20 protein-coding genes are annotated in these 20194 nt (G+C 61.2%); 15 read left to right on the forward strand and 5 right to left on the reverse strand.

The features are described 5' to 3' along the window. The 10 genes from BUB04_RS00795 to BUB04_RS00840 all read left to right on the forward strand — a co-directional run bounded on the left by BUB04_RS00795 (position 1) and on the right by BUB04_RS00840 (position 11936). On the forward strand, positions 1 to 1080 hold the full coding sequence (locus BUB04_RS00795) for a glycosyltransferase family 4 protein (protein ID WP_073036007.1): 1080 nt from the start codon (positions 1 to 3) through the stop codon (positions 1078 to 1080). 54 nt (positions 1081 to 1134) lie between these two features. Next, positions 1135 to 2358: a glycosyltransferase family 4 protein gene (locus BUB04_RS00800; RefSeq protein WP_073036009.1), complete on the forward strand. Its 1224-nt coding sequence runs from the start codon at positions 1135 to 1137 to the stop codon at positions 2356 to 2358. Positions 2359 to 2362: 4 nt separating this feature from the next. Then, on the forward strand, positions 2363 to 3493 hold the full coding sequence (locus BUB04_RS00805; RefSeq protein WP_073036011.1) for a glycosyltransferase: 1131 nt from the start codon (positions 2363 to 2365) through the stop codon (positions 3491 to 3493). 44 nt (positions 3494 to 3537) lie between these two features. Then, positions 3538 to 5175: a glycosyltransferase family protein gene (locus BUB04_RS00810; RefSeq protein WP_073036014.1), complete on the forward strand. Its 1638-nt coding sequence runs from the start codon at positions 3538 to 3540 to the stop codon at positions 5173 to 5175. 40 nt (positions 5176 to 5215) lie between these two features. Further along, positions 5216 to 6313: a glycosyltransferase gene (locus BUB04_RS00815; protein ID WP_073036016.1), complete on the forward strand. Its 1098-nt coding sequence runs from the start codon at positions 5216 to 5218 to the stop codon at positions 6311 to 6313. Positions 6314 to 6325: 12 nt separating this feature from the next. After that, positions 6326 to 7459 carry a glycosyltransferase gene (locus BUB04_RS00820; protein ID WP_073036018.1) on the forward strand — a complete coding sequence of 378 codons (1134 nt, stop codon included), beginning with the start codon at positions 6326 to 6328 and terminating at the stop codon, positions 7457 to 7459. Positions 7460 to 7561: 102 nt separating this feature from the next. Further along, complete coding sequence (locus BUB04_RS00825; protein ID WP_073036020.1) at positions 7562 to 8695, forward strand: glycosyltransferase; 1134 nt, start codon at positions 7562 to 7564, stop codon at positions 8693 to 8695. Next, positions 8692 to 9843, forward strand: coding sequence for a glycosyltransferase (locus BUB04_RS00830; RefSeq protein ID WP_073036022.1), 1152 nt, complete (start codon positions 8692 to 8694; stop codon positions 9841 to 9843). The genes BUB04_RS00825 and BUB04_RS00830 overlap by 4 nt, the downstream gene beginning before the upstream one ends. Next, positions 9840 to 10973 carry a glycosyltransferase gene (locus BUB04_RS00835; RefSeq protein WP_218588338.1) on the forward strand — a complete coding sequence of 378 codons (1134 nt, stop codon included), beginning with the start codon at positions 9840 to 9842 and terminating at the stop codon, positions 10971 to 10973. The genes BUB04_RS00830 and BUB04_RS00835 overlap by 4 nt, the downstream gene beginning before the upstream one ends. A 303-nt stretch (positions 10974 to 11276) precedes the next feature. Further along, positions 11277 to 11936: a sulfotransferase family 2 domain-containing protein gene (locus tag BUB04_RS00840; RefSeq protein ID WP_073036024.1), complete on the forward strand. Its 660-nt coding sequence runs from the start codon at positions 11277 to 11279 to the stop codon at positions 11934 to 11936. Between the two features lie 540 nt (positions 11937 to 12476). Here BUB04_RS00840 and BUB04_RS00845 read toward each other — a convergent pair. Further along, on the reverse strand, positions 12477 to 13619 hold the full coding sequence (locus tag BUB04_RS00845) for a class II fructose-bisphosphate aldolase (RefSeq protein WP_178371864.1): 1143 nt from the start codon (positions 13617 to 13619) through the stop codon (positions 12477 to 12479). Positions 13620 to 13767: 148 nt separating this feature from the next. Here BUB04_RS00845 and BUB04_RS00850 point away from each other — a divergent pair, with 148 nt between their 5' ends. From BUB04_RS00850 to BUB04_RS00860, 3 genes are all read left to right on the forward strand, one after another. Further along, complete coding sequence (locus tag BUB04_RS00850; RefSeq protein WP_073036027.1) at positions 13768 to 14541, forward strand: 5-formyltetrahydrofolate cyclo-ligase; 774 nt, start codon at positions 13768 to 13770, stop codon at positions 14539 to 14541. 119 nt (positions 14542 to 14660) lie between these two features. Further along, complete coding sequence (locus BUB04_RS00855) at positions 14661 to 15635, forward strand: L,D-transpeptidase family protein (RefSeq protein WP_178371865.1); 975 nt, start codon at positions 14661 to 14663, stop codon at positions 15633 to 15635. Positions 15636 to 15736: 101 nt separating this feature from the next. Next, complete coding sequence (locus tag BUB04_RS00860) at positions 15737 to 15997, forward strand: hypothetical protein (RefSeq protein WP_073036029.1); 261 nt, start codon at positions 15737 to 15739, stop codon at positions 15995 to 15997. Positions 15998 to 16081: 84 nt separating this feature from the next. Here the strand turns inward: BUB04_RS00860 and mlaD are convergent, their stop codons facing one another. From mlaD to BUB04_RS00880, 4 genes are all read right to left on the reverse strand, one after another. Then, entirely contained in the window at positions 16082 to 16540 is a 459-nt protein-coding gene (gene mlaD / locus BUB04_RS00865; RefSeq protein WP_073036030.1) for an outer membrane lipid asymmetry maintenance protein MlaD, read from the reverse strand. A gap of 73 nt (positions 16541 to 16613) precedes the next feature. Next, the gene (locus tag BUB04_RS00870; protein ID WP_084075820.1) at positions 16614 to 17450 is read right to left on the reverse strand and encodes an MlaE family ABC transporter permease; all 837 of its coding nucleotides are present in this window, start codon (positions 17448 to 17450) and stop codon (positions 16614 to 16616) included. Next, positions 17447 to 18268 carry an ABC transporter ATP-binding protein gene (locus tag BUB04_RS00875; RefSeq protein ID WP_073036032.1) on the reverse strand — a complete coding sequence of 274 codons (822 nt, stop codon included), beginning with the start codon at positions 18266 to 18268 and terminating at the stop codon, positions 17447 to 17449. Before BUB04_RS00875 ends, BUB04_RS00870 begins: the two co-directional genes overlap by 4 nt. After that, positions 18255 to 18581 carry an STAS domain-containing protein gene (locus BUB04_RS00880; protein WP_073036034.1) on the reverse strand — a complete coding sequence of 109 codons (327 nt, stop codon included), beginning with the start codon at positions 18579 to 18581 and terminating at the stop codon, positions 18255 to 18257. The genes BUB04_RS00875 and BUB04_RS00880 overlap by 14 nt, the downstream gene beginning before the upstream one ends. Before the next feature lie 408 nt (positions 18582 to 18989). Here BUB04_RS00880 and BUB04_RS00885 point away from each other — a divergent pair, with 408 nt between their 5' ends. Together BUB04_RS00885 and BUB04_RS00890 are read left to right on the forward strand one after the other, a co-directional pair. After that, positions 18990 to 19514 (forward strand): nitroreductase family protein, encoded by a 525-nt coding sequence (locus BUB04_RS00885; protein WP_073036036.1) that lies wholly within the window; start codon positions 18990 to 18992, stop codon positions 19512 to 19514. Between the two features lie 24 nt (positions 19515 to 19538). Next, the gene (locus BUB04_RS00890; RefSeq protein ID WP_073036038.1) at positions 19539 to 20171 is read left to right on the forward strand and encodes an MBL fold metallo-hydrolase; all 633 of its coding nucleotides are present in this window, start codon (positions 19539 to 19541) and stop codon (positions 20169 to 20171) included. The last annotated feature ends 23 nt before the right edge of the window (positions 20172 to 20194 follow it).

Here is a 20194-nt window from a genome sequence, read left to right on the forward strand (position 1 = left end):
ATGCGCATCCTTCACGTGGAAACGGGCCGCCATTTGTATGGCGGCGCCTACCAGGTGCTGCTCCTTTTGAAGGGCCTGGCGGATCTTGGCATGGAAAACATTCTCGTGGCCCCGCACGACAGCGCCATCCTATCCCAGGCCGCCTCGTATGCCCGAACTCACCCCGTTCGCATGGGTGGAGACCTGGATCCCCGACTGCCGCTCGAGATCCTGCGCGCGATCCGATCCGGCAGGCCCCACTGGGTCCACGTGCACAGTCGGCGGGGAGCCGACTGGTGGGGGGGAGCCGTCGCCGGAGCTCTCGGCATTCCCGCCATGATCACCAGGCGGGTCGACAACCCGGAGCCCCCCGCCATCGTTCGCCTCAAGTACCGGTGCTACCGGAGGGTTGTGGCCATCTCCTCCGCCATAACGAAGATCCTTGAAGAGCAGGGAGTGCCCTCCCGGAAACTCGCTCTGATTCCCAGTGCCGTGCCAACAGGGGAATTCGCCGGCCAATGCGCCCGGGATGGTTTTCTACGCCGATTTCACCTGGAACCGGACCATCTGGCCGTGGGGATGATTGCACAGTTCATTCCCCGCAAAGGGCATCACATGCTGCTTCAGGCGGCTCCTATGATCCTCGAGTCTTTCCCGACCGCCCGATTCCTGCTGTTCGGTAAGGGCCCCCTTCTTCCATCGGTGCGCCAGGAATGCGAAAACCGGGGGCTCGGCTCATGCTTTCGTTTTCCCGGATTCAGGCACGATCTTCCCCGCATCCTTCCGTGCCTGGACCTGGTCGTTCATCCGGCGAGCATGGAAGGGCTCGGCGTCTCCTTGATTCAGGCGGCCGCGGCAGGAAAAGCCGTTGTGGCCTGCAGAGCAGGCGGTATTCCGGAGGTCGTGCGGGACCGTTTCAATGGTTTGCTTGTGGAACCGGGCGATGTGGAGGGCCTGGCCGGGGCGGTCAACGCCCTCCTGGGGGATCCGGAAAAACGCCGGCAAATGGGCGAAGCGGGCCGACGGTGGGCCCTCGAGCGCTTCAGTCCCGAGGCCATGGTGGCCCGGTACGCAGCCCTTTACAAAGAGATCGCCTCCTGACCTTGAAGAGGGCAAGATCCACAGATTCACGGGAAAGAGCAAGGACAGAGCCGGATGAGCGACGAAAAAGAGTTCGTGGACATTGCACACTTTGTCAGCCTCCGGAAGGTGGGCGGTGTTGAACGTTGTTACGCCGAACTGATCAACACGCCACTGTCCGCACCCGTCAGGCACCACACCATCCTGCCGCGCCCCAAGATTGCCCGCCCCCTTGCGGCACCCATTTCCGCCGGATCCTCATCCATCCAGAGTCTCAAAAGGTGGGGCCGGCTTCCTCTTCCCGCTCATCCCCGCTTTCTGCGAGCGAAAAACACGCGCAGGATCTTCCAGCGGATCCGCCCCCATGCCGTGTTGTTTTGGAACACACCCACCGGAATCCTGTTGTACGGGATGGAAACGATCCAAGCCCCGGCGGTCTATTATGAACATGGTGCCTCTTGGTACAAAAACGACGCGGCCGTGATGAGAAAAGCTCTCGGCCGGTTCCGCGCCATCATCGCCAACTCCCGCGCCGCCAAGAGGGTGATCGAACTCCGCTGGGGGGAACGCTACGGCGGGAAAACCCGCGTGTGCCTCAACGCCGTCCGTCCCGGGTGCGTTCCGAGCCCTGGTGGGCCCAGGGAACTTCCCGTCGGTCGACCCGTTCGGCTGGGGATCGCCGGGAGGTTGGAACCCGTCAAGGGGTTTCCCCTGATCTTCCATGCGCTTGCCCGACTCAAGCGGAGCGGGATCTTTCCGGAACTGCACATGGCGGGGACGGGAAGCGAACGACATCGACTCCAGAGCCTCGCGCATGAACTGGGGGTCGAGAAACAGGTTCATTTCTGGGGATTCCAAGAGAACATCAATCCGTTCTTTTCCTCCATCGACATCTTTCTCTGTCCCTCGCTTCGAGAACCTTTCGGGCTCGTTTGTGTGGAAGCCATGGCCCATGGGATTCCCGTCATCGCCTCCCGGATCGACGGCCTAGGGGAAGTGGTCGTGCACGGCCGAACGGGACTTCTCGTGGACCCTCTCCTGCCCGTGTCCCAATACCCTCGATACGGAGGCGTCAGGGAAGGACTGCCGCCTTTTGCCTATGACCCTCTTACGGACACACTTTCCGAGCTTCGCTTCCCGGATCCGGAAGCATTGGCCGCGGCCGTTCGTTGTCTCGTTGAAGACCCCGACACCTACAAGCAAATGAGCGAAGAAGCTCAGAAGGTGTGCCGGGAGAACTTCCGATTCCAATCCTACGCAGAAAAGCTGCAAAATACGCTGTTTACCTGCATGGACTGACCCCATGGAAAGAATGGGTGGAGTGGACGAGTTGAAACTGAGGATCGCCTACATCGCTTACCTGGGTTTTCCCTCCAATACGGCCGGAAGCCTCAATGTTGTGCGGGCCTGCAGCGCCATGGGTGAAATGGGCCACGAGGTTCTCCTGCTGGTCCCCTCCCGACATCCACTCAAGCTGGACACGGTCACCAACTGTTTCTCGCATTACGGCGTCCCGCCCACCTTTTCCGTCCAGCCACTGCCAGCGTGGCAGGGCCTCGGGGGCCGCCACTATTTTTCGTGGCGTTGCCTGATGAAATTGCATGGCTTCAGGCCGGACCTGGTGATCTGCCGCTACCTGCGATCAGCCAGATATACATGCCTTGCTGGATTCAACACCGTGTGTGAACTCCACAGTCCCATCAAGAAAAAAAGAAAACAGATCGAAAAGCTTCTGAGCAGCGCCCACATGAAGCTGTTCGTAACCGTGAGTCACCGGCTGAGGCACCACTATCTCGCCCAGAATCTTCCAGGCCTCTCCCCCGACCGGATTGTCGCCCTTCCGAGCGGACGGGCCCCCTTGGAACAGACACCTCCGCCCGTGCCTCTGTCCAAGACGACACCGGGATGGAACATCGGGTATGTGGGAAAGTTGCAGCATCAGAAAGGCATGACCGTGGTCAGGGACTTGGCCCGTAGGTTGCCGCACCACGACTTTCACATCATCGGAGGAGACCAGGAGAGCGTCTCCTCGTGGCGATCTCAAATGCCCGGCGGGAATGTCCATTTCCACGGATACATTCCACCGGCTGAGGTCCCTTCCTACATAGAGGCGATGGACATCTGCCTGCTTCCCAATCAGCCCCATTCCGCCAACCCATCAGATACCCTATATACTTCTCCCATGAAAGCTTTCGACTACATGGCCCAGGGCAAGGCGATATTTGCATCCGACTATCCCGAGATACGTGAAATACTCTCAGAAGACACATCGGTTCTCCTACCGCCGCAAGACACGGATGCCTGGGTTCATGCGATTGAATCGTCCCGCAAGGAAGACCTTCTGTCCATCGGGCGCACCGCCAAGGAATTTTTCATGAAGAATTTTACAATACAATCAAAGTATAGAAGGATCATCGAACAATCGACACGGTAAATTATGATCATAATCGAGATCCATCAGCATTAGCATTCTGAGACATGATGAAGAAATCCACCTATTTCGGTAACCATGAAGAAGGTCCCCGGAGGCGGAACCGCCGACTCGCCTGGCTGGACAGCCCCGACGGCCTCTACGTGATATTGGGCCTCTCCTGCCTGTTGAAGCTTGCCCTGCTGATCGTCACCCTGGACAAGACCCCCAACGCGGACGGCATCCGATACATACGGGCCGCGCAGGAGCTTGCTTCGGGCAATCTGGAAGGGTCCTTGAGGATCTACCCCATGCCCGTACTTCCGGCCCTGATGGCCGGAGTCCACCTGCTGATCCCGGACTGGGCGCTGTCGGGGCGGATTCTCTCTTCCGTGTTCATTGTGCTGGCCCAGATTCCGCTCTACAAGATCACCCAAGGGTGGTTCGGATGCCGGGCGGCCTTCTTTGCCTGTCTCGCCTTCACCCTGCAGCCGTTTGGAAACGAGATGTCCACCCTGATCTACAGGGGCCCCGGCCATCTCCTTTTTTTTGCGTGGGCGCTCCGGGCCATGTTGAGGGCCCTGGAGCACCCATCGACTACACGCCTCGCGGCGGCATTCCTGTTGAGCATCCTTCCCGCCGCCTTCCGGGTCGAAGGAGCCCTGCTGATCCCTTTTTTTCCGTTGAGCGTGATGGGACTGGCTCTCAAGGACAAGCGGTTCCGGGGAAGGCCCGTCCTCCTGTCCGCCGTGTGGGTGTTGGTGCCTGCGGCCGCCCTGTTTCATGTCTGGCACGTGTCCCCACAGTCCCTGTGGATCAATCGCATGGACGACCTCAAGAGGATGGCGCTGGAAATCTGGCACCTCAAGTTCCTGGACCAATACAAGATCATTTACGAACATCTCCGAGGCATGGAATCGCTGGGACCGTTGCCAACTCAGGATCAGAATTTCGGGGAGATCGCGAGACACTTCCTTTGGCTCATCTACCTCATCGGGCTGATTCAAACCGTCGCAAGGACCCTCTATCCTGTTTCTCTCATCCCCTTGGCGGTTGGTCTGCGGTCCGCTCGGAAGAACCTTTACCAGGGGTACACGCTCTCACTCTGGCTTGCCTACTTCTTGTTGCTCTACATTCAGCTGATCAAGAAGGATTGTACCGGTGAGAGATTTGTGTGGACATGCGCCTTTCTCTTGTATCCGTGGGTGGGCCATGGAATCTCCTTGATCCTGGCATGGAAGCCCCCCGCTGACTTCCGCCGTCTCTTCAAATGGTCGGTGGTGCTCATGCTCGCGATTTTGCCTCTCTCAAAGCTTCCCAAGACCGTGGAAAAGCCCGACCTGGTGTCGGCGAAAGCCGGCCAATGGCTGAGACAAAGCCCGTGCCGGAATCTTAAGATACTCGGAAACGACTACCGGATACCGCTTTCGGCGGGCATTCCTTTCGACTATAAGAACAGGAAGGACGCTCCCTATTGGCATTTCGATCCGGAGGACAAGGACTATTCCACCGTTGAGAAACTGGCTCAAAGAACCAAGCGGGATTTGATCCTGCTGAAGTTCCCCAACAAGAAAACGGCGGAACCCCCGCCCATGTCCCTCTACAGGCTGATCACCACCATGAAGGACGAACGGCGAGTGGTTTTCGTGTTCGGAACGCCCGAGGCCGCCTTTCTGTGCTCCCCCGGGAGCGAGCCGGGCCGGTGAGGCCGACCGAAAGATACAAAACGAGAGAGGCGTAACATCCATGGGTCCCATCACCTTCTATACACCCGGACTGAGCACCGGGGGCATCGGCAAAATGCGGCTCCACCTCATGGAGGAAATGGTGCGGCGCGGAATTCCCGTGGATCTGGTCGTTTCGGACACGTCGAGCCCCCTGCTGGCCGCCCTCCCGAAGGAGGTCACCCTTTCCACCGTGGTTACGACTCACGGCATCTGGAGCCTCTACGGTCTTTGCGGGTATCTGCGGGCGAGAAGGCCGACGGCTGTGGTCACCGACCGTCTGAGGCTCAATACGGCGGTGCTCAGGGCCCGGAGTCTTGCCCGGGTCCCGGTGAAGGTCCTGCTCAGCTTTCACAATCCGTTGTCGGTGAAGATGGATGGTCTGAGTCCGTCAAAGAAGGACGGCTTCCGGAAGAGACTGCTGAAGTGTTCCCTTCGTAATGAAAAGTTCGTGGCGGTTTCCCGGGGTGTGGCGGACGAGCTGGTCCGAAACTTCGGGATTCCGGAAGACCGTGTCCAGGTGATCCATAACCCGGTGATCCGTCGGGACATCCCGCGGCTGGCCGCGGATGCGGCCCACCATCCCTTCTTCGAGGAAAAGATTCCCGTGCTCATCACGGCCGGGCGCATGACCGAACAGAAGGACTTTCCAACCCTCTTCATGGCGTTTCGCCGCATTCTCGATCGCATGGATTGCCGGCTGCTGGTGCTGGGAGATCACGGAAAGCACTACCACGCACTCCTGAGCTTGGCCAAGGACTTGGGTATCTCCCATGCTCTCGATTTGACGGGTTTCAAAGCCAACCCCTACAAGTACCTGGCCCGCGCCGACGTGTTCGTGCTCTCTTCCAGGTGGGAAGGATTCGGCAACGTTCTCGTGGAGGCCATGGCGGTGGGAACACCCGTTGTTTCCACAGATTGCCCCGTGGGGCCGCGGGAGATTCTGGAAGACGGCCGATGGGGCAGGCTGGTTCCGGTGGGCGATCCCGACAAACTGGCCGCCGCCGTCGAGGAAACGCTGGCGAATCCCCCCGAGAGCGAAAGCCTCATGCGGGCCGCCGCTAAATTCACGGTCGAAAAGAGCACCGATGCTTATCTGGAAGCCTTGGGACTCGGATAAACGGAGCGTACGATGCCCCTGTTTCGGCGACGATCTCAGGATGTCCCGCACATTTGCTTTTTCTTGGCTCGCCTGGGGTCCGGAGGCATAGGCAAGATGCGCATCCACCTGACCAGGGCTCTGGTCAGGCGTGGATACCGGGTGGATCTCGTGCTGGGGGACCTTTCGGGACCTTACGTGGGACAACTGGACAAGGGTGTGCGGGTCCATCCCGTCCACTCCTCCCATGGCTTGCTCGGTATTCCACTTTTTGCCACCTACCTGCGGCGAAGAAGGCCCAGGGCGGTCGTCTGCGAGAAGCTGCGGGTGAATGTGGTGGCTCACAGGGCCAGGAGGTTGGCCGGCGTTTCCTGCCGCATCTACGCCAGCGTCCACGGCCTGTTGACTCACAAGCTCTATCATGAAGGCCTGGACCGGCACAAAGTCCGAAAGAAGGAACGGCTCATCCAACGATGGTATGGGGAAAACGACGGTTTCCTGGCAGTGTCCAAGGGTATTGCCGTCGATCTGCACGAAAACTTCCAGGTGCCCGGACACAAGATCCACGTGGTGCACAACCCCGTCGTCACCCGGGAGGTCATGGATCTTGCCCGACACGAGGCGAATCATCCCTGGCTGAAGGACAAGACCGTCCCGGTTGTGGTGTCCGCGGGAAGGCTAGACAAGCAGAAAGGATTCGACACCCTCCTGGAGGCCTTCGCCGGAGTGGTCCGGAATGGAAATGGCCGCCTCATCATCCTCGGTGAAGGCCCCCAAAGGCCGGAACTGGAGCTGCTCATCGACCGGTTGGGTCTTCGAGAGTCCGTTTCCATGCCCGGATTTGTTGACAATCCCTATCCGTTCATGCGACATGCAGATGCTTTCGTCCTAAGCAGCCGGTGGGAGGGATTCGGCAACGTGCTCGTGGAAGCCATGGCCTTCGGGACCCCCGTGGTTTCCACGGATTGCCCCGTCGGCCCCAGGGAAATCCTGGAAGACGGGCGTTTGGGGCGGCTGGTACCGGTGGACGACGTCCCGGCCATGACCGAGGCCATCCTGGAAACCCTCCGGAGCAAGCCGTCCCCCGAACCCCTGATTCGAGCGACGGGACGATACACGGACGAGCAAGCCGCGCAAGGCTACCTGAAAGCACTGGGTTTTGAATAGGACCCTTTGCCAGGCGGAGGACCTCCCGACCGTGAATCCGGTCTTCCTCCCCGCAGGCATGGAGAGGATCGTCATCCCGGATCCAAGACAAACGGATGGTCCATGAGCAAGCTCAAACCGAACCACGGCCCCGTCGCCTTCATCGGATTCCGTGGAGGTCCGGGGGGAATCAGCCACGTCATGATCCACCTCATGAACGGCTTCGCCCGGCTGGGCCTGGAGACGGAGATCCTTCTCAACAAGGAGGACATACCGGAACTGTCCCTCCTGGACCCCCGCATCGTCCGAAGACCTCTGAAGGCCAAGCCGGGACTGGCCAGCATTCCCCCCCTGGCGGCCTACATGAAAGCAAGGGAGCCGCAGGTGATCCTGGCCAACAGGGAGCCCGCGGTTCGCGCCCTCATTCTGGCCAAACAGTGGGCCCGGAATTCCACCCGTACGGCCGTGCGGGTGGGCATGCCCATCTCCGTGGCGTTGGGAAGACGGTCCTGGCTCAAAAGATGGATTCGCCGCGGGTTCATCCGTTATTGTTACCGAAGGGCCGATACCATCATCGCCAACTCCGGAGACGTACTGAAAGACATCGTGGATGAAACGGGCCTCCACCCCGGAAGGATCGCCCTTTTGCCCAATCCCACGGTGGACGACGCGATCTATTCCCGTGCCCGCATGCCGGTTTCCCACCCCTGGATCGCGGACAAAAAGGTTCCCGTGATCACGGCCGTCGGGCGCCTGGCCCCCCAGAAAGACTTCCTCACCCTGCTGCGGGCCTTCGCGCTGCTGAGGCGGGAACGGCCCTGTCGGCTTTTGATCCTCGGCGATGGCAAGCAGCGGGCCGTGCTTGCCCAGGAGGCCGAGCGCCTAGGAATCATCAAAGACGTCTCCATGCCGGGTTTTGTCGACAATCCCTTCGCCTATCTGGTCCGATCGGATCTTTTCGTCCTTTCATCTGCATGGGAAGGCTCGCCGAACGTCCTCATTGAAGCTTTGGCGTTGGGCGTCCCTGCCGTTGCGGCCGATTGTGGCTCCGGACCCAGGGAGATTCTGGCGAACGGCCGTTACGGCCCTTTGGTGCCCGTGGGCGATGCGAAGACCATGGCCCGGGCGATGGCCGAGGTGCTTGAGTCTCCCCTGCCCCGGGAAGTGCTCAAGGAAGCCGTGGAACCGTTTCGCACGCAGAAGGCTGTGCGGCGCTATGCCGAGACGCTGGGGCTCGTGGAAGGAGTCGTCCCATGAAAACCCCCGACCGTTCCTGGCGCCTTGCCCTCTTCCTGGCCACATCGGGGCACAGCGGCGTGGACCGCATCATGAAAAACCTGGTGGGAGAACTGGGACGGCGCTCCATCGCGGTGGACCTCCTGCAGGTGGAAGGTCACGGCCCTCACTTCGACCGGCTGCCCGAATCCGTTCGGCGGGTTCCTTTGGGAGCCAGGCACGTGAATTCCTGCATTCCGCGCCTGGCATGGTACCTCCGAACCCGGAAGCCGTCGGCCCTCCTCTGCGACAAGGACCGGGTCAACCGGGCCGCCGTTGTGGCGTCCCGATTGGCCGGCTACCGGGGCAGGCTGGTCCTGCGCGTGGGCACGACGGTTTCCAAGAACCTGGAACGGCGCGGCCCCCTGCACCGACAAGCCCAGGTTTTTTCCATCCGGCGTCTCTATTCCAGGGCCCATGCCGTCATCGTTCCATCTGAGGGCGCAGCGGCCGATTTGGTCAGAATCGGAGGGTTCCGCGACGGCTTCGTCCGCACCGTTCCCAGCCCGGTGGTCTCCCCCGAGCTGGATGCCCTGGCCGGAGCCCCCGTGGAACACCCGTGGTTCTCGGACCCGTCGATCCCCATCGTCCTGGGGGCAGGGGAATTGTGCGCCCGCAAGGATTTCGCAACGCTGATCAGGGCATTTGCGGAGGTGAGAAAGGATCGCGAGTGCCGGCTGGTCATCCTGGGGAAGGGCAGGAAAAGGGACGAGCTCCTCGGTCTGGCCGAGGATTTGAGGGTGAGCGAACACGTGTGGCTGCCGGGATTCGTGGGCAACCCCTACGCCTACATGGCCAGGGCGTCGGTCTTTGTGCTCTCTTCGGTATGCGAAGGATCCCCTGTGGTTCTCATGGAAGCGCTCTCGCTGGGAACGCCTGTGGTGTCGGCCGACTGTCCCAGCGGTCCACGGGAGATCCTGCAGGCGGGTCGGCTCGGCCCCTTGGTTCCCGTGGGAGCCCATCAGGCCATGGCCGAAGCCATCCTGCGGGTCTTGGACTCGCCGCCCCCCCGAAAGGCCCTGCAGGAGGCCGCCTTGCAGTTCCACGTGAGTCGCGCCGCCGATGCCTATCTGCATCTGCTGGGCTATCCGGGGTGCTCGATGGGCGGCGGCCGGGAGAACCCTGCATGAGGATGGATCGGGGATGTTCGAAGGAGCGGCGTCCCATTGCGCTCTTTGTGTCCTTTTCCGGACACGGAGGCGTGGAACGCATGATGCTGAACCTGGCCAACGCCTTGTCCCGCATCTACGGGCCCGTGGATCTGGTCACCGTCAAGACCCGAAGCTCTTTTTTGTCTGGGCTTGAAGGCGGAGTCCACCATGTGTCCCTTCGCACATCCCACACCTTCCAGAGCCTTCCGGAACTGGTGGGCTATCTCAAGGCCAGACGGCCGGCCGCCCTGTTGGCCGCCAAGGACAGAGCCAACCAGACGGCGGTGCTGGCACGGATAATCGCCCGGGTTCCCACGCGCGTCGTCCTTCGCATGGGCACCACCACCTCGGCCGCCCTTGAAGGTGCCTCCACGTTGCGCCGAGCCGCCTGGTTCTACCCCATGCGCCTGCTCTATCCGCGGGCCGACGCCGTCATCGCCGTTTCGAGCGGCGTGGAGGAAGACCTGGCGGCGACGGCCGGCGTCCCGGGACACAAACTGCACACCATCCCCAACCCCGTAGTCAACGACACGATCCACAGCCAGGCCGCCGCGCCCTTGGCTCACCCTTGGTTCGGCACCACCCGGCCGCCCGTCATCGTGGGCATGGGACGGCTCACACGCCAGAAGGATTTTCCCACCCTTCTCCACGCCTTCCGCATCGTGAGCTTGCGGCGCCCGTCACGTCTCGTCATTCTGGGGGAGGGACGGGATCGGGCGAGCCTGGAGTCCTTGGCCTCCCAATTGGGCATTCGGGCGGATGTGGATTTCGCAGGTTTCACACCCAACCCCTACCCCTATCTTAAGAGGGCTTCCGTGTTCGTGCTCTCGTCCATCTGGGAAGGATCTCCCAATGCCCTCACCGAGGCGCTGGCCCTGGGCACGCCAGTGGTGGCCACGGATTGTCCCAGCGGCCCCAGGGAAATCCTGCAGGACGGTGCCGTGGCTCCTCTCGTTCCCATGCGGGATCCCGACGCCATGGCTCAGGCCATTCTTGACATGTTGGATCATCCGCCGGATAAGGAGCGGTTGCAACGGGCCGCGGCGCCCTACACGGTGGAAAACAGCGCCCGGCGCTACCTGGAGGTGCTACTGGGAAAGGCGCCTTGACCATCACAGCCGATCCGGCGCCGCCGCTGCAACGCCATTGGGACAATAACTGATGTGGAGGGTTCGGCGGGCGGGGATAAACCCCGCCCCTACGGATGGATGTAGGTGAACTCGGTCCCTACGCACATGGTCGATCGGTTTTTTGGGCGGGTGGGGGGAGACTCCGCTCCGATTCAAGCGGCCGATCCGTTTTTGATGTAGGGCGGCTTTTATGCCCGCCCGTCGGGACCGAGGAAAAAGAAAAAATCGTCCAGTTCAGGAATGTGAGCCGGAGAAGACGGCGGCTCCATAAGGATGACAACCGTGTTGCTTTCACCCAAATACAGGTTTCTCTTCGTGCATATCCCCAAGACGGGGGGAACCAGCGTTCGGGTGGCCCTGCGGGGCTACAAGTGGAAGGATCCCTGGCGAATCCCGCTCTTCGTCTGCAGCCGCCTGAGCGCCCTGTCGGGGCACCGGCTGGCGTGCAAACTCCCGCGGCATGCCAAGGTGATCGCCGCCCAGGAGATGCTGCCGCGCGACTTCTTCGAAAGCCTTTTCAAGTTCGCCTTCGTGCGCAACCCCTGGGACCTCCAGGTCAGCTCCTTTCACCACATCCGCCGGGAACGGCCCCATCTCATGAAAGGCCTGGAAACCTTCGAGGACTTTCTCAAGTACAAGCTCGACCCCCAACGGCCCTACGTCTTCCACTTCGATGTCTCCATCGAGCGCCAGTCGGACTACCTGGTGGATTTGAACGGAAGCCTGATCGTGGATTTCGTGGGACGTTACGAAAGGCTGGAAGAGGATTTCAACGAAGCCTGCCGGAGGATCGGAATCCGGGCGCCGGCGTTACCCCACAAGAGGAAGGCCGTGGACCGGAGGGACTACAGGGCCTATTACACGGACGAGACGGCCGAACTCGTAGCCCGTCACTTTCGGCGGGATATCGAACTTTTCGGCTACCGGTTTGATGAGGTCTGACGGACCCAGGCGGCCACATATCGAGAAAAGAGATGGAAATCCTCTAGGCGATTTCGAAAGATCCCGGCGACGACCTCCGGGGCCACCTTATCGCGAATCTTTTCAGCCAATTTGACCAGATGCTCATTCTGAACCACGGCAGGGCCCCAAAAAGAACCGCGAATAAACGCAAATGATGGGTCTTTTCCTACGCATGGATGACTCTTTCAGCCATGTGGGGCGTTGCCTTCCTGTGGGAGCGCCGCAAGGCTCGATGAGCCGCGGGCGGCCCCACCGCCATGGAATGGCTGGCCATCCTTTTCGCGGCTTTCGCCGCTCCCACAGGTGATGGTGCTCCTACAGGTGTTGATTCGAACTCCCGATATTCCTGCAAGATGCTGAAAGCAAAGTTATTCCACACAAAGCCGAGCGATCTTCTTGTGGAATTTTTGGGTCACCGCGCGGTTCGCGGGCGGGGATAAACCCCGCCCCTACCCAAAGGGTTCACCCGCCTTAGATAGGGCCGCGACTTACGCTGCCCGTCAGAAGTGCATGGTGCCCTTACCTGGTCATGGCCTCCAGCTCTTCCCAGACCGCGTCGGCCAGGCCGATGGAATGGGTGGCCTCAAAGAGCCGCACGGCTTCCTCGTAGGCGTGGGCCGTGATCCGTTCCTTGTATTCCGCGCCGATGGCATTGAGCTTGCCCGCGAACGGCAGGTTGGCCTTCTTGATGTTTCCGCCCACGTTTCCCGTCTCCACGGCCCAGGCCCACATTTCCCGCCACAGCTCGTCGGGAATCCCCCGGTAGGGCCGCTTCACGTATCCCTTCTCCTCGGTGGTGATGGCGTTTCCGTTCTGGTTCATGGCAAACCCGAAGGCCACGTTCTGCCACAGGGTGCCCACGTTGCCCTTCCGGATCCCGTAGTTGATAAAAGACGTGATCTTGTCGAGCGACGTCCCCGTGATGCCGTGCTGGGCGATGTCCACGTTCCACGGCTGGATCGCCTTCCAGATCTCCAGGGTGAGGTCCAGCTGGATGCCTTCCTGGGCCGTACCGAAGTAGGTGCCGTGGATGGAGCCGTTGTTGATGGCCAAAAGGTCCGGATGGACGCCCTTTTCCGCCAGGTTCCGGATGAACCATTCCGCTTCGTCGGGCTGAGTGAAACCCTCTGCACTGCCGCTCTTGGCTCCGATCTCGCCCAGTTCCACTTCCAGGCTCAGACCCGCTTCCACGATGGGCCGGGCCAGCTCGGCCGTGGCCGCCAGGTTGAGTTCGTTTTCCATGTGGGACGCGTCGATGGCAAAGGAGGTGTAGCCGGCCTCCATCTCTTCGGCGATCAAGGCCGCCACCGATTCCTTTTCCTCCGGCTTTTTCACCGTGATGTGGTCCCCGTGGACGGCGAAGGGCACCCGGGTGTTTCCGAGCCGCTCGTTTTCCTTCACGATGAAATCCACGAAGGAAGCCGGAGTGAATTCCGTGTAGGTGAGTTCCGACTTGGCGATCTCGTACATCACCGGAGCGCCCGTGGCCATGGATGCCCGCACGATCCCTTCCACGGGCAGCCGGCACCGGATGTTGGTGGCCATGATCATGGCATTGTGCTTCTTGGCGGCTTGCAAAAGCGCCTTTCCATTCACCAGGGGCACCACGCTGTCGGGAAAGCGCTTCTTGACGTTTTCGGGCCGAAAGTCTTTGCGGGTCATCTTTTCTTCCCTCCCCGGTTCTTGAATCGAATTCAGATCCTTCGATGAATCTGCCAAGATACGTCTGGACATTCCAGCAATCTTTTGATCTATAGAGAATCCTTTGTAAAACTTCAAGGCGGGCGCCGCCCCAGGAACCGGCTACCCCATGGACGATACCACGATCTCGAGACAAAAAGAACAGATACGCGAAGAGCTGCTGAAAACGGAGGCCTTCGCAGGCAGCCCCCAGCCCCGGTGGGGAAAGGCGGCGGAAAGACTCCGGCGCCTGCCCTGCTACCGGACCGCCCGGTGCCTGCTGATGCCTCCGGTCCAGGCGTTTCGTCAAATCGCGCTGAACGCCCTCACGGACGGCAAGCGCCTCATCCTGGCAACCCCTCAGCTCCAGAACGGCTTCTACCTGGTGGATCCGGCCGCGGTGCCTCCCCACAGACGCCCCCAGGCCGTCGTTCCCCATCGGTCCAACCCCTTCGCCCGGCGCATCCAATACGGTTCCCCACGAGGCCCCCGCGTGGATCTCATCCTCACCCCGAGCCTGGCCGCAGCCCGCGACGGAAGCCGCCTGGGAGACGGCCACGGCCACCTGGACATCCAGGTCGCCTGCCTGGCGGGACTGGGCTGGTTGAAGAAAGGCACCCGGGTCGTCACGATCGTGGCACCCTTCCAGATCGTTCCCCCTCTGCCCATGAAGAGCACGGACGTGGGGGTCCACTGGGTTCTGACCGAAGAGGAAGCGATCCGGACCGGCTGGAACCGCCCTCTCCACGCACCCATCTTGTGGTCCCGCCTGGACAGGAAGACGGTGCGCCGAAACGACGTTCTCTTCTACCTGTCGGGGAAACGGAGGCTGCAGAAGCCCGCGGGATCCGACGGGAACCGGAACCGCCCCCGGGCGGACCCGGGAGGCGGTAGGGGCGAATAACCATTCGCCCCTACTTCGTTGTCACAGCCCCCGTAATGGGGGTTCGGGGAACACGCCATTTGACCACCGACGAAAGACGCTGGGAGCGCAGATTGCCACTGGAATGGAGCAGACGACGCATGACGGCGAAAAGAACGGCAGGCGGCCCGGCAGCCGCCTTTTTCACGGTCCTTCTCACATGCCTTGCGGCATGGACTCCCTCTTCGGCGGCGGAAACACAACACCCTTCCGTCGCCATTGTGAAATATCCCTACGACTTGGAGACCCTCACCGTGGTGGGGGCTCCCCGTTGGCACCAGGTGCGCCCCAAGGAGACCTTGCTGGACATCGCCCGCCTGTACGGGTTGGGCTACAATGAGATGGTGCTCCTCTATCCCAGGTTGGACCCGTGGCTGCCGCCCAAACAGAAGCAGCTCATGATCCCGGCCCTGTGGGTGCTCCCCCCGACCGAGCACGAAGAGCTGGTGATCAACCTGCCGGAGCTTCGCCTCTACTTTTTCAACAAGAAGGAAAAGACCGTTCAGACCTATCCCATCGGGATCGGGGACGAAGGCTGGGAGACTCCGCTGGGGGTCTGCCGCATATCGGAAAAACGAGCCAACCCCACCTGGTACATACCCGAATCCCTCCAGGAAAAGTACGGCCGGAAGACCATGCCCCCGGGCCCGGAGAATCCCCTGGGGGAATACATCCTGAAGCTTTCCCTGGGCCCCTACGGCATCCACGGGACCCACATGCCCTGGGGGGTGGGTCGTCTCGTCAGCCACGGCTGCATCCGCTGCTACCCGGAACACATCGCCTTGCTCTTTCCCCAGGTGCCCGTGGGCACCCGGCTGGAAATCATCTACGAACCCATCAAGCTGGGGGTCAAGGACGGCGCTATTTACGTGGAGGCCCACCCCGACGTGTACCGAAGAATCGAAGATTACGAGCAATACGCGGAGGAAAAACTCAAATCCTTTCCTCTTGCGGAAAAGATAGACCGGGAACGATACTTTCTCGCCGTCAAGCTCCAAAACGGGGTACCCACCAACGTCTCAAAACCGGCCGGTGAGCTCCCCACAGGCCTGGTACGGTCCCTCACCGAGCCGTAAATCCCTCTTGATTCCCCCATATTTCTTGGATAACATTGCACGCTCACAAGGGGTAAGTGGTATTAGGGTGAAACAGTCAACCAAAATAGGAGGAAAGGGTTATGAAGAGGGTTTTGGCGGTGTTCTTCGTAGTGGCTCTTTGTGCGTCCATGCTGGGCGGCTGCGCCAGCCAGAGCACGGTGAAGCAGCTTCAGGCCAACCAGGATCAGATCATGCAGCGCCTGGACAGCCTGGAAAAGTCCCAGATGGACAAGACCCAGCAGTGTGAGGACGCGGCCCGCCGCGCGGAAGCCGCTGCCGACCGCGCCGAGGCCATGGCCAACAAGTGCGAATCCATTTTCATGAAGCACATGAAGAAGTAGTTTTCTCTCCAACGTTCTAAACAGAAAAAGCCGGCGTCCCCTTGGGGGCGCCGGCTTTTTTCGTCTTCGGGAATCCTCCATGGCCTACTTGTTTTCGCCGATCTGGCCGAAGACGTACTTTCCCAGAAGATCCTCCACATCCAGGGGCGGCTGGGTATCCATGATCCATCCCCCCGGTTCGATGTACACGTCCGATCCTCCGGCGGTAATGGAGATGTACTTGTCCCCGATGATGCCCATGGTCTTGATGGCGGCAATGACGTCTTCTTCCAGCTTGACGTCTTTTTGGATCCTCAAGGTCACCACCGCCTCCCCGCCTTCCAGGCGGATGTCTTCCACCTGCCCGATTTCCACGCCCGCCATGGTCACCGCGGCCTTCTTCTTCAGGCCCGAAACGTTGGAAAACCGGGCGTGGACTACGTAATCGGAGCTTCCCCACAGGCGCACGTCCCCCAGGTTCAGCGACAGATAGGCCACGCAGGCGAGACCGATCACGATGAAAAGTCCCACTCCGGCTTCCAACCCCCACGAGTTCCGATTCATCGGCTTGATTCCTCCAAGTGTCTGCGGTTCTCGGTCGAAGGCTTACGGCCTCCGCTACCCCTCCCCCACGGCCTCATAGCAAAATGGATGTGGCCACGTAGTCGCTCACCAGAATGGCCACCGACGAGACCACCACGGCATCCGTGGTGGCCCGGCCCACGTCTTCCGGGCCGAAGCTTCCCCGGTCCACACCGGCGTAATAGCCCTTGTAGGTGCAGATCCAGACGAAGAGCACGGCGAACAGGAAGGACTTGACGATGCCCATGTAGACGTCCAGCCATTCCACGCTCCTTTGCATGCCGTCCAGATAGGCGCCCGGATTCACCCCCAGAAGCGACACCCCCACCAGGTAGCCTCCCACGATGCCCACCACGTCGAAAAAGGCCGTCAGGAGCGGCACGGCCACCAGGGAGGCCACCAGCCGGGGGGTGATCAGGTAGGCATGGGGATCGATGGCCATGCATTCCAGGGCGTCGATCTGCTCCTCGATCCGCATGATGCCGATCTCGGCGCAGATGGCCGAACCCGCTCGTCCCGTGACCATGAGCGCCGAAAGAACCGGACCCAGTTCCCGGATGAGGCTCAAAGCCACGGCGGCCCCCAAGAGCCCTTCCGATCCGAACTTGGACAGGGTGTAGTAGCCCTGGAGTCCCAGCACCATGCCCGTGAAGGCGGCGGTAAAGCCGATCACGAAAAAGGACTTGGTGCCGATGAAGTGCACGTGGCGAAGGACACTATGAAACTTCCCGGGCCGTCGAACGATGCCCCGAACGGCATAAATGAGAAAAATTCCCGCCCGGCCGGTTCCCCGCACATGCTCCAGCGCCCACCGCCCCAGCCTTCTCAAAAGCTCCACCAAGGGTCCCTCCGTCGCCTGAACCCGGTACGCCTTCCGCGTCCGGGATGTCATGAACGATCACGGCCTCCCGCCGCAGCCAGGAGCTCCGCCAGGTACCCTTCCTGGTCCCGGGCCCTTTCGTCGGCCCGCCGGCTCAGGAACTGGACCACCCGCTCGTCCCGGCTTTCCCGGATGGACTCGGGCGGTCCGGCGGCCAGCACCCGGCCCTGGTCCAGCACGATGAGCTGATCCGCAATGCGAAAGGCGCTTTCCAGTTCGTGGGTCACCACGATGAGCGTCATGCCCATGGCTTCCCGCAGTTCTAAAATAAGGTCGTCCAGGCCGGCGGCGGTGATGGGATCCAGCCCCGAAGAGGGTTCGTCCACAAAGAGGATCTCCGGGTCCATGGCCAGGGCCCGTGCGAGCCCGGCTCTCTTTCGCATCCCGCCGCTCAACTGGGACGGCATGTAGTCTCCGAACCGGGTGAGGCCCACCTGGTGGAGCTTGATCCGCACCATGATGGAGATGGTGGGTTCCGCAAGGCGCGTGTGCACCCTGAGCGGTACGGCGATATTGTCCTGCACCGTCATGGAATTGAAAAGGGCTCCGGCCTGGAAGAGCACGCCGATCCGCTTTCGGTAGGCTTCCATCTCCCGGGAATCGAAAGCGGCCAGATCCTTCCCGTCCACGAAGATCTGTCCGGGACCTGTGGGCTTGAGGCCGATCAGGTGGCGAAGCAGCGTGCTCTTGCCGCAGCCGCTCACCCCCATGATCACGGTCACCTTCCCCGCCGGCACGTGGAAGGAGATGTCCCTGAGAACCTGCCTTTGGCCGTAGAAGCTGTTGAGATTCCTGACTTCAATGATCGCGCGCGCATCAGTTCCGGCCATGATCCGCTCCCGCGTCGGCCAGAATGTCCAGCCGGGCCAGCTCCAGCATTTTCATCACGGATTCGCTCACCCTCTCCAGGCGCCAGGATCCGCCTTTGCCGCTCACCAGGTTGCGAAGTTCCACCAGAAGCGCCACGCCCGCCGTGTCCATGCGCCCGATTCCCTCCAGGTCCACCACAACCTCCGTGGGCCGTCGCTTCTTGAAGGCCTTCAGGAGCTCCTTGCGGATACCGGGAACCGTCTCCAGATCCAGCCGGCCCTCAATGGCAACGGATACGGCGCCGTCCTCGTTCCAGTCCAATCGAATTCCCATGAAACAGCCCTTGTCCGTGAGAAGTGAGAAGTGAGGAGTAAGGAGTAAGGAGTGAGGAGTGAGGAGTGAGGAGTGATGCATCTAACGTTAGACACTTTCCCCTTCCAGGAGGGTGGTAGACGGATTCCCCGCAAACTGCCCCTCCCCCAGCCCCTAATCCTTAATCCTCTAATCCTTTAATCCTTCAGTCCACGCTCCGCCGTCACCCGTCACCCATCACCCATCACCCATCACCCATCACCCATCACCCATCACCCATCACCCATCACCCATCACCCATCACTCACCACTCACCACTCACCACTCGTCCGCCCTTCCTTGACCCCCGTCATGCCTTACGAATATACTCGGCTGACTCACGTTTGGCCATAAATTCCATCTTATCCACAGATACCCCGAGGAGTGGTCATGACCCAAGTGCAAGAAAAGCCCGCCGTACTGCAGGCCATCTACGAAAGGCGGAGCGTCCGCCATTTCCAGGACGCTCCGGTGGAGCGCGGCCAGGTGATGGAAGCCCTCCGGGCGGCCTCCTGGGCCCCGTCGGGCCTCAACAACCAGCCGTGGCGCTTCGCCCTGGTCTGGGACCCGGAACTCAGGAACACCCTGGCGGGCCTGACTCGGTATGCAGCCACCCTGAAGGCCGCGGCCGTGCTGATCCCCGTCTTCCTCGACAAGGAAAGCTCCTACGATTACGTGAAGGACTGCCAGGCCGTGGGCGCGGCCCTTCAGAATCTTCTGCTGGCCTGCCATGCCCAGGGGCTCGGCGCCGTCTGGATCGGCGAGATCCTCAAGAACAAGGAAAAGGTGCGGGAAGCCCTGGGACTTCCGGAACGCCTGGAGCTCATGGCCGTGGTGGCCGTGGGTCATCCGGCGCACACCAAGCAGTCGTCCCACCGTCGCCCCCTGGAAGAGCTGATCGTCTTCGATCGATAACCCTCCAACCGCGAGGACGCGCTGATGATACTCGAACACTACGTGGTGGGCATGCTCCAGACCAACTGCTATCTGGTCGCCGACGAGGAAACACGGCAGGCGGTGGTCATCGATCCGGGCGGCGATGCGGAACGGATCGCCGGAAGGATCCGCCAATTGGGCCTGGACCTGGTGGGGATCCTGAACACCCACGGCCACTTCGATCATGTGATGGACGCCTGGACCTTGAAGGAAGAGTTGGGCGGCCTGATCTTCCTGCACCCCAAGGACGAACCGCTCCTTTCCGACCACAAGGTGGGTTTGGGAGCCCTCTTTGCTTCCCTGGCCAAATCGCCCCGGGGCAAGGTGGACGAATGGCTGGAAGAAGGAGAGGAACTCACCTTCGGATCCATCCGCATGACGGTCCTGGAAACCCCGGGCCACACCCCCGGCCACGTGGCTTTCCATCTACCGGACGCCGGAGTCCTCTTCGTGGGCGACACCCTCTTTGCGGGATCCATCGGCCGAACCGATTTTCCCGGCGGGTCCTACAACCAGCTCATCCGGTCCGTGGAAGAAAAGATCTTCACCCTGGACGGCAAAACGAAAGTCTTCCCCGGCCACGGGCCTCAGACCACGGTGGAGCGGGAGCGGCGCACCAACCCGTTTTTCAATTGAAACGAGACAAACAGGAGGGGACC

Origin of the sequence: Desulfacinum infernum DSM 9756, assembly GCF_900129305.1 — a bacterium.
Lineage (GTDB): Bacteria > Desulfobacterota > Syntrophobacteria > Syntrophobacterales > DSM-9756 > Desulfacinum > Desulfacinum infernum.

What these genes read in the sequence shown, in the direction of transcription:
- BUB04_RS00795 (WP_073036007.1), top strand. Translation starts at nt 1, where the DNA reads ATGCGCATCCTTCACGTGGAAACGGGCCGCCATTTGTATGGCGGCGCC.
- BUB04_RS00800 (WP_073036009.1), top strand. Translation starts at nt 1,135, where the DNA reads ATGAGCGACGAAAAAGAGTTCGTGGACATTGCACACTTTGTCAGCCTC.
- BUB04_RS00805 (WP_073036011.1), top strand. Translation starts at nt 2,363, where the DNA reads ATGGAAAGAATGGGTGGAGTGGACGAGTTGAAACTGAGGATCGCCTAC.
- BUB04_RS00810 (WP_073036014.1), top strand. Translation starts at nt 3,538, where the DNA reads ATGATGAAGAAATCCACCTATTTCGGTAACCATGAAGAAGGTCCCCGG.
- BUB04_RS00815 (WP_073036016.1), top strand. Translation starts at nt 5,216, where the DNA reads ATGGGTCCCATCACCTTCTATACACCCGGACTGAGCACCGGGGGCATC.
- BUB04_RS00820 (WP_073036018.1), top strand. Translation starts at nt 6,326, where the DNA reads ATGCCCCTGTTTCGGCGACGATCTCAGGATGTCCCGCACATTTGCTTT.
- BUB04_RS00825 (WP_073036020.1), top strand. Translation starts at nt 7,562, where the DNA reads ATGAGCAAGCTCAAACCGAACCACGGCCCCGTCGCCTTCATCGGATTC.
- BUB04_RS00830 (WP_073036022.1), top strand. Translation starts at nt 8,692, where the DNA reads ATGAAAACCCCCGACCGTTCCTGGCGCCTTGCCCTCTTCCTGGCCACA.
- BUB04_RS00835 (WP_218588338.1), top strand. Translation starts at nt 9,840, where the DNA reads ATGAGGATGGATCGGGGATGTTCGAAGGAGCGGCGTCCCATTGCGCTC.
- BUB04_RS00845 (WP_178371864.1), bottom strand. Translation starts at nt 13,619, where the DNA reads ATGACCCGCAAAGACTTTCGGCCCGAAAACGTCAAGAAGCGCTTTCCC.
- BUB04_RS00850 (WP_073036027.1), top strand. Translation starts at nt 13,768, where the DNA reads ATGGACGATACCACGATCTCGAGACAAAAAGAACAGATACGCGAAGAG.
- BUB04_RS00855 (WP_178371865.1), top strand. Translation starts at nt 14,661, where the DNA reads ATGACGGCGAAAAGAACGGCAGGCGGCCCGGCAGCCGCCTTTTTCACG.
- BUB04_RS00860 (WP_073036029.1), top strand. Translation starts at nt 15,737, where the DNA reads ATGAAGAGGGTTTTGGCGGTGTTCTTCGTAGTGGCTCTTTGTGCGTCC.
- mlaD (WP_073036030.1), bottom strand. Translation starts at nt 16,540, where the DNA reads ATGAATCGGAACTCGTGGGGGTTGGAAGCCGGAGTGGGACTTTTCATC.
- BUB04_RS00870 (WP_084075820.1), bottom strand. Translation starts at nt 17,450, where the DNA reads ATGACATCCCGGACGCGGAAGGCGTACCGGGTTCAGGCGACGGAGGGA.
- BUB04_RS00875 (WP_073036032.1), bottom strand. Translation starts at nt 18,268, where the DNA reads ATGGCCGGAACTGATGCGCGCGCGATCATTGAAGTCAGGAATCTCAAC.
- BUB04_RS00880 (WP_073036034.1), bottom strand. Translation starts at nt 18,581, where the DNA reads ATGGGAATTCGATTGGACTGGAACGAGGACGGCGCCGTATCCGTTGCC.
- BUB04_RS00885 (WP_073036036.1), top strand. Translation starts at nt 18,990, where the DNA reads ATGACCCAAGTGCAAGAAAAGCCCGCCGTACTGCAGGCCATCTACGAA.
- BUB04_RS00890 (WP_073036038.1), top strand. Translation starts at nt 19,539, where the DNA reads ATGATACTCGAACACTACGTGGTGGGCATGCTCCAGACCAACTGCTAT.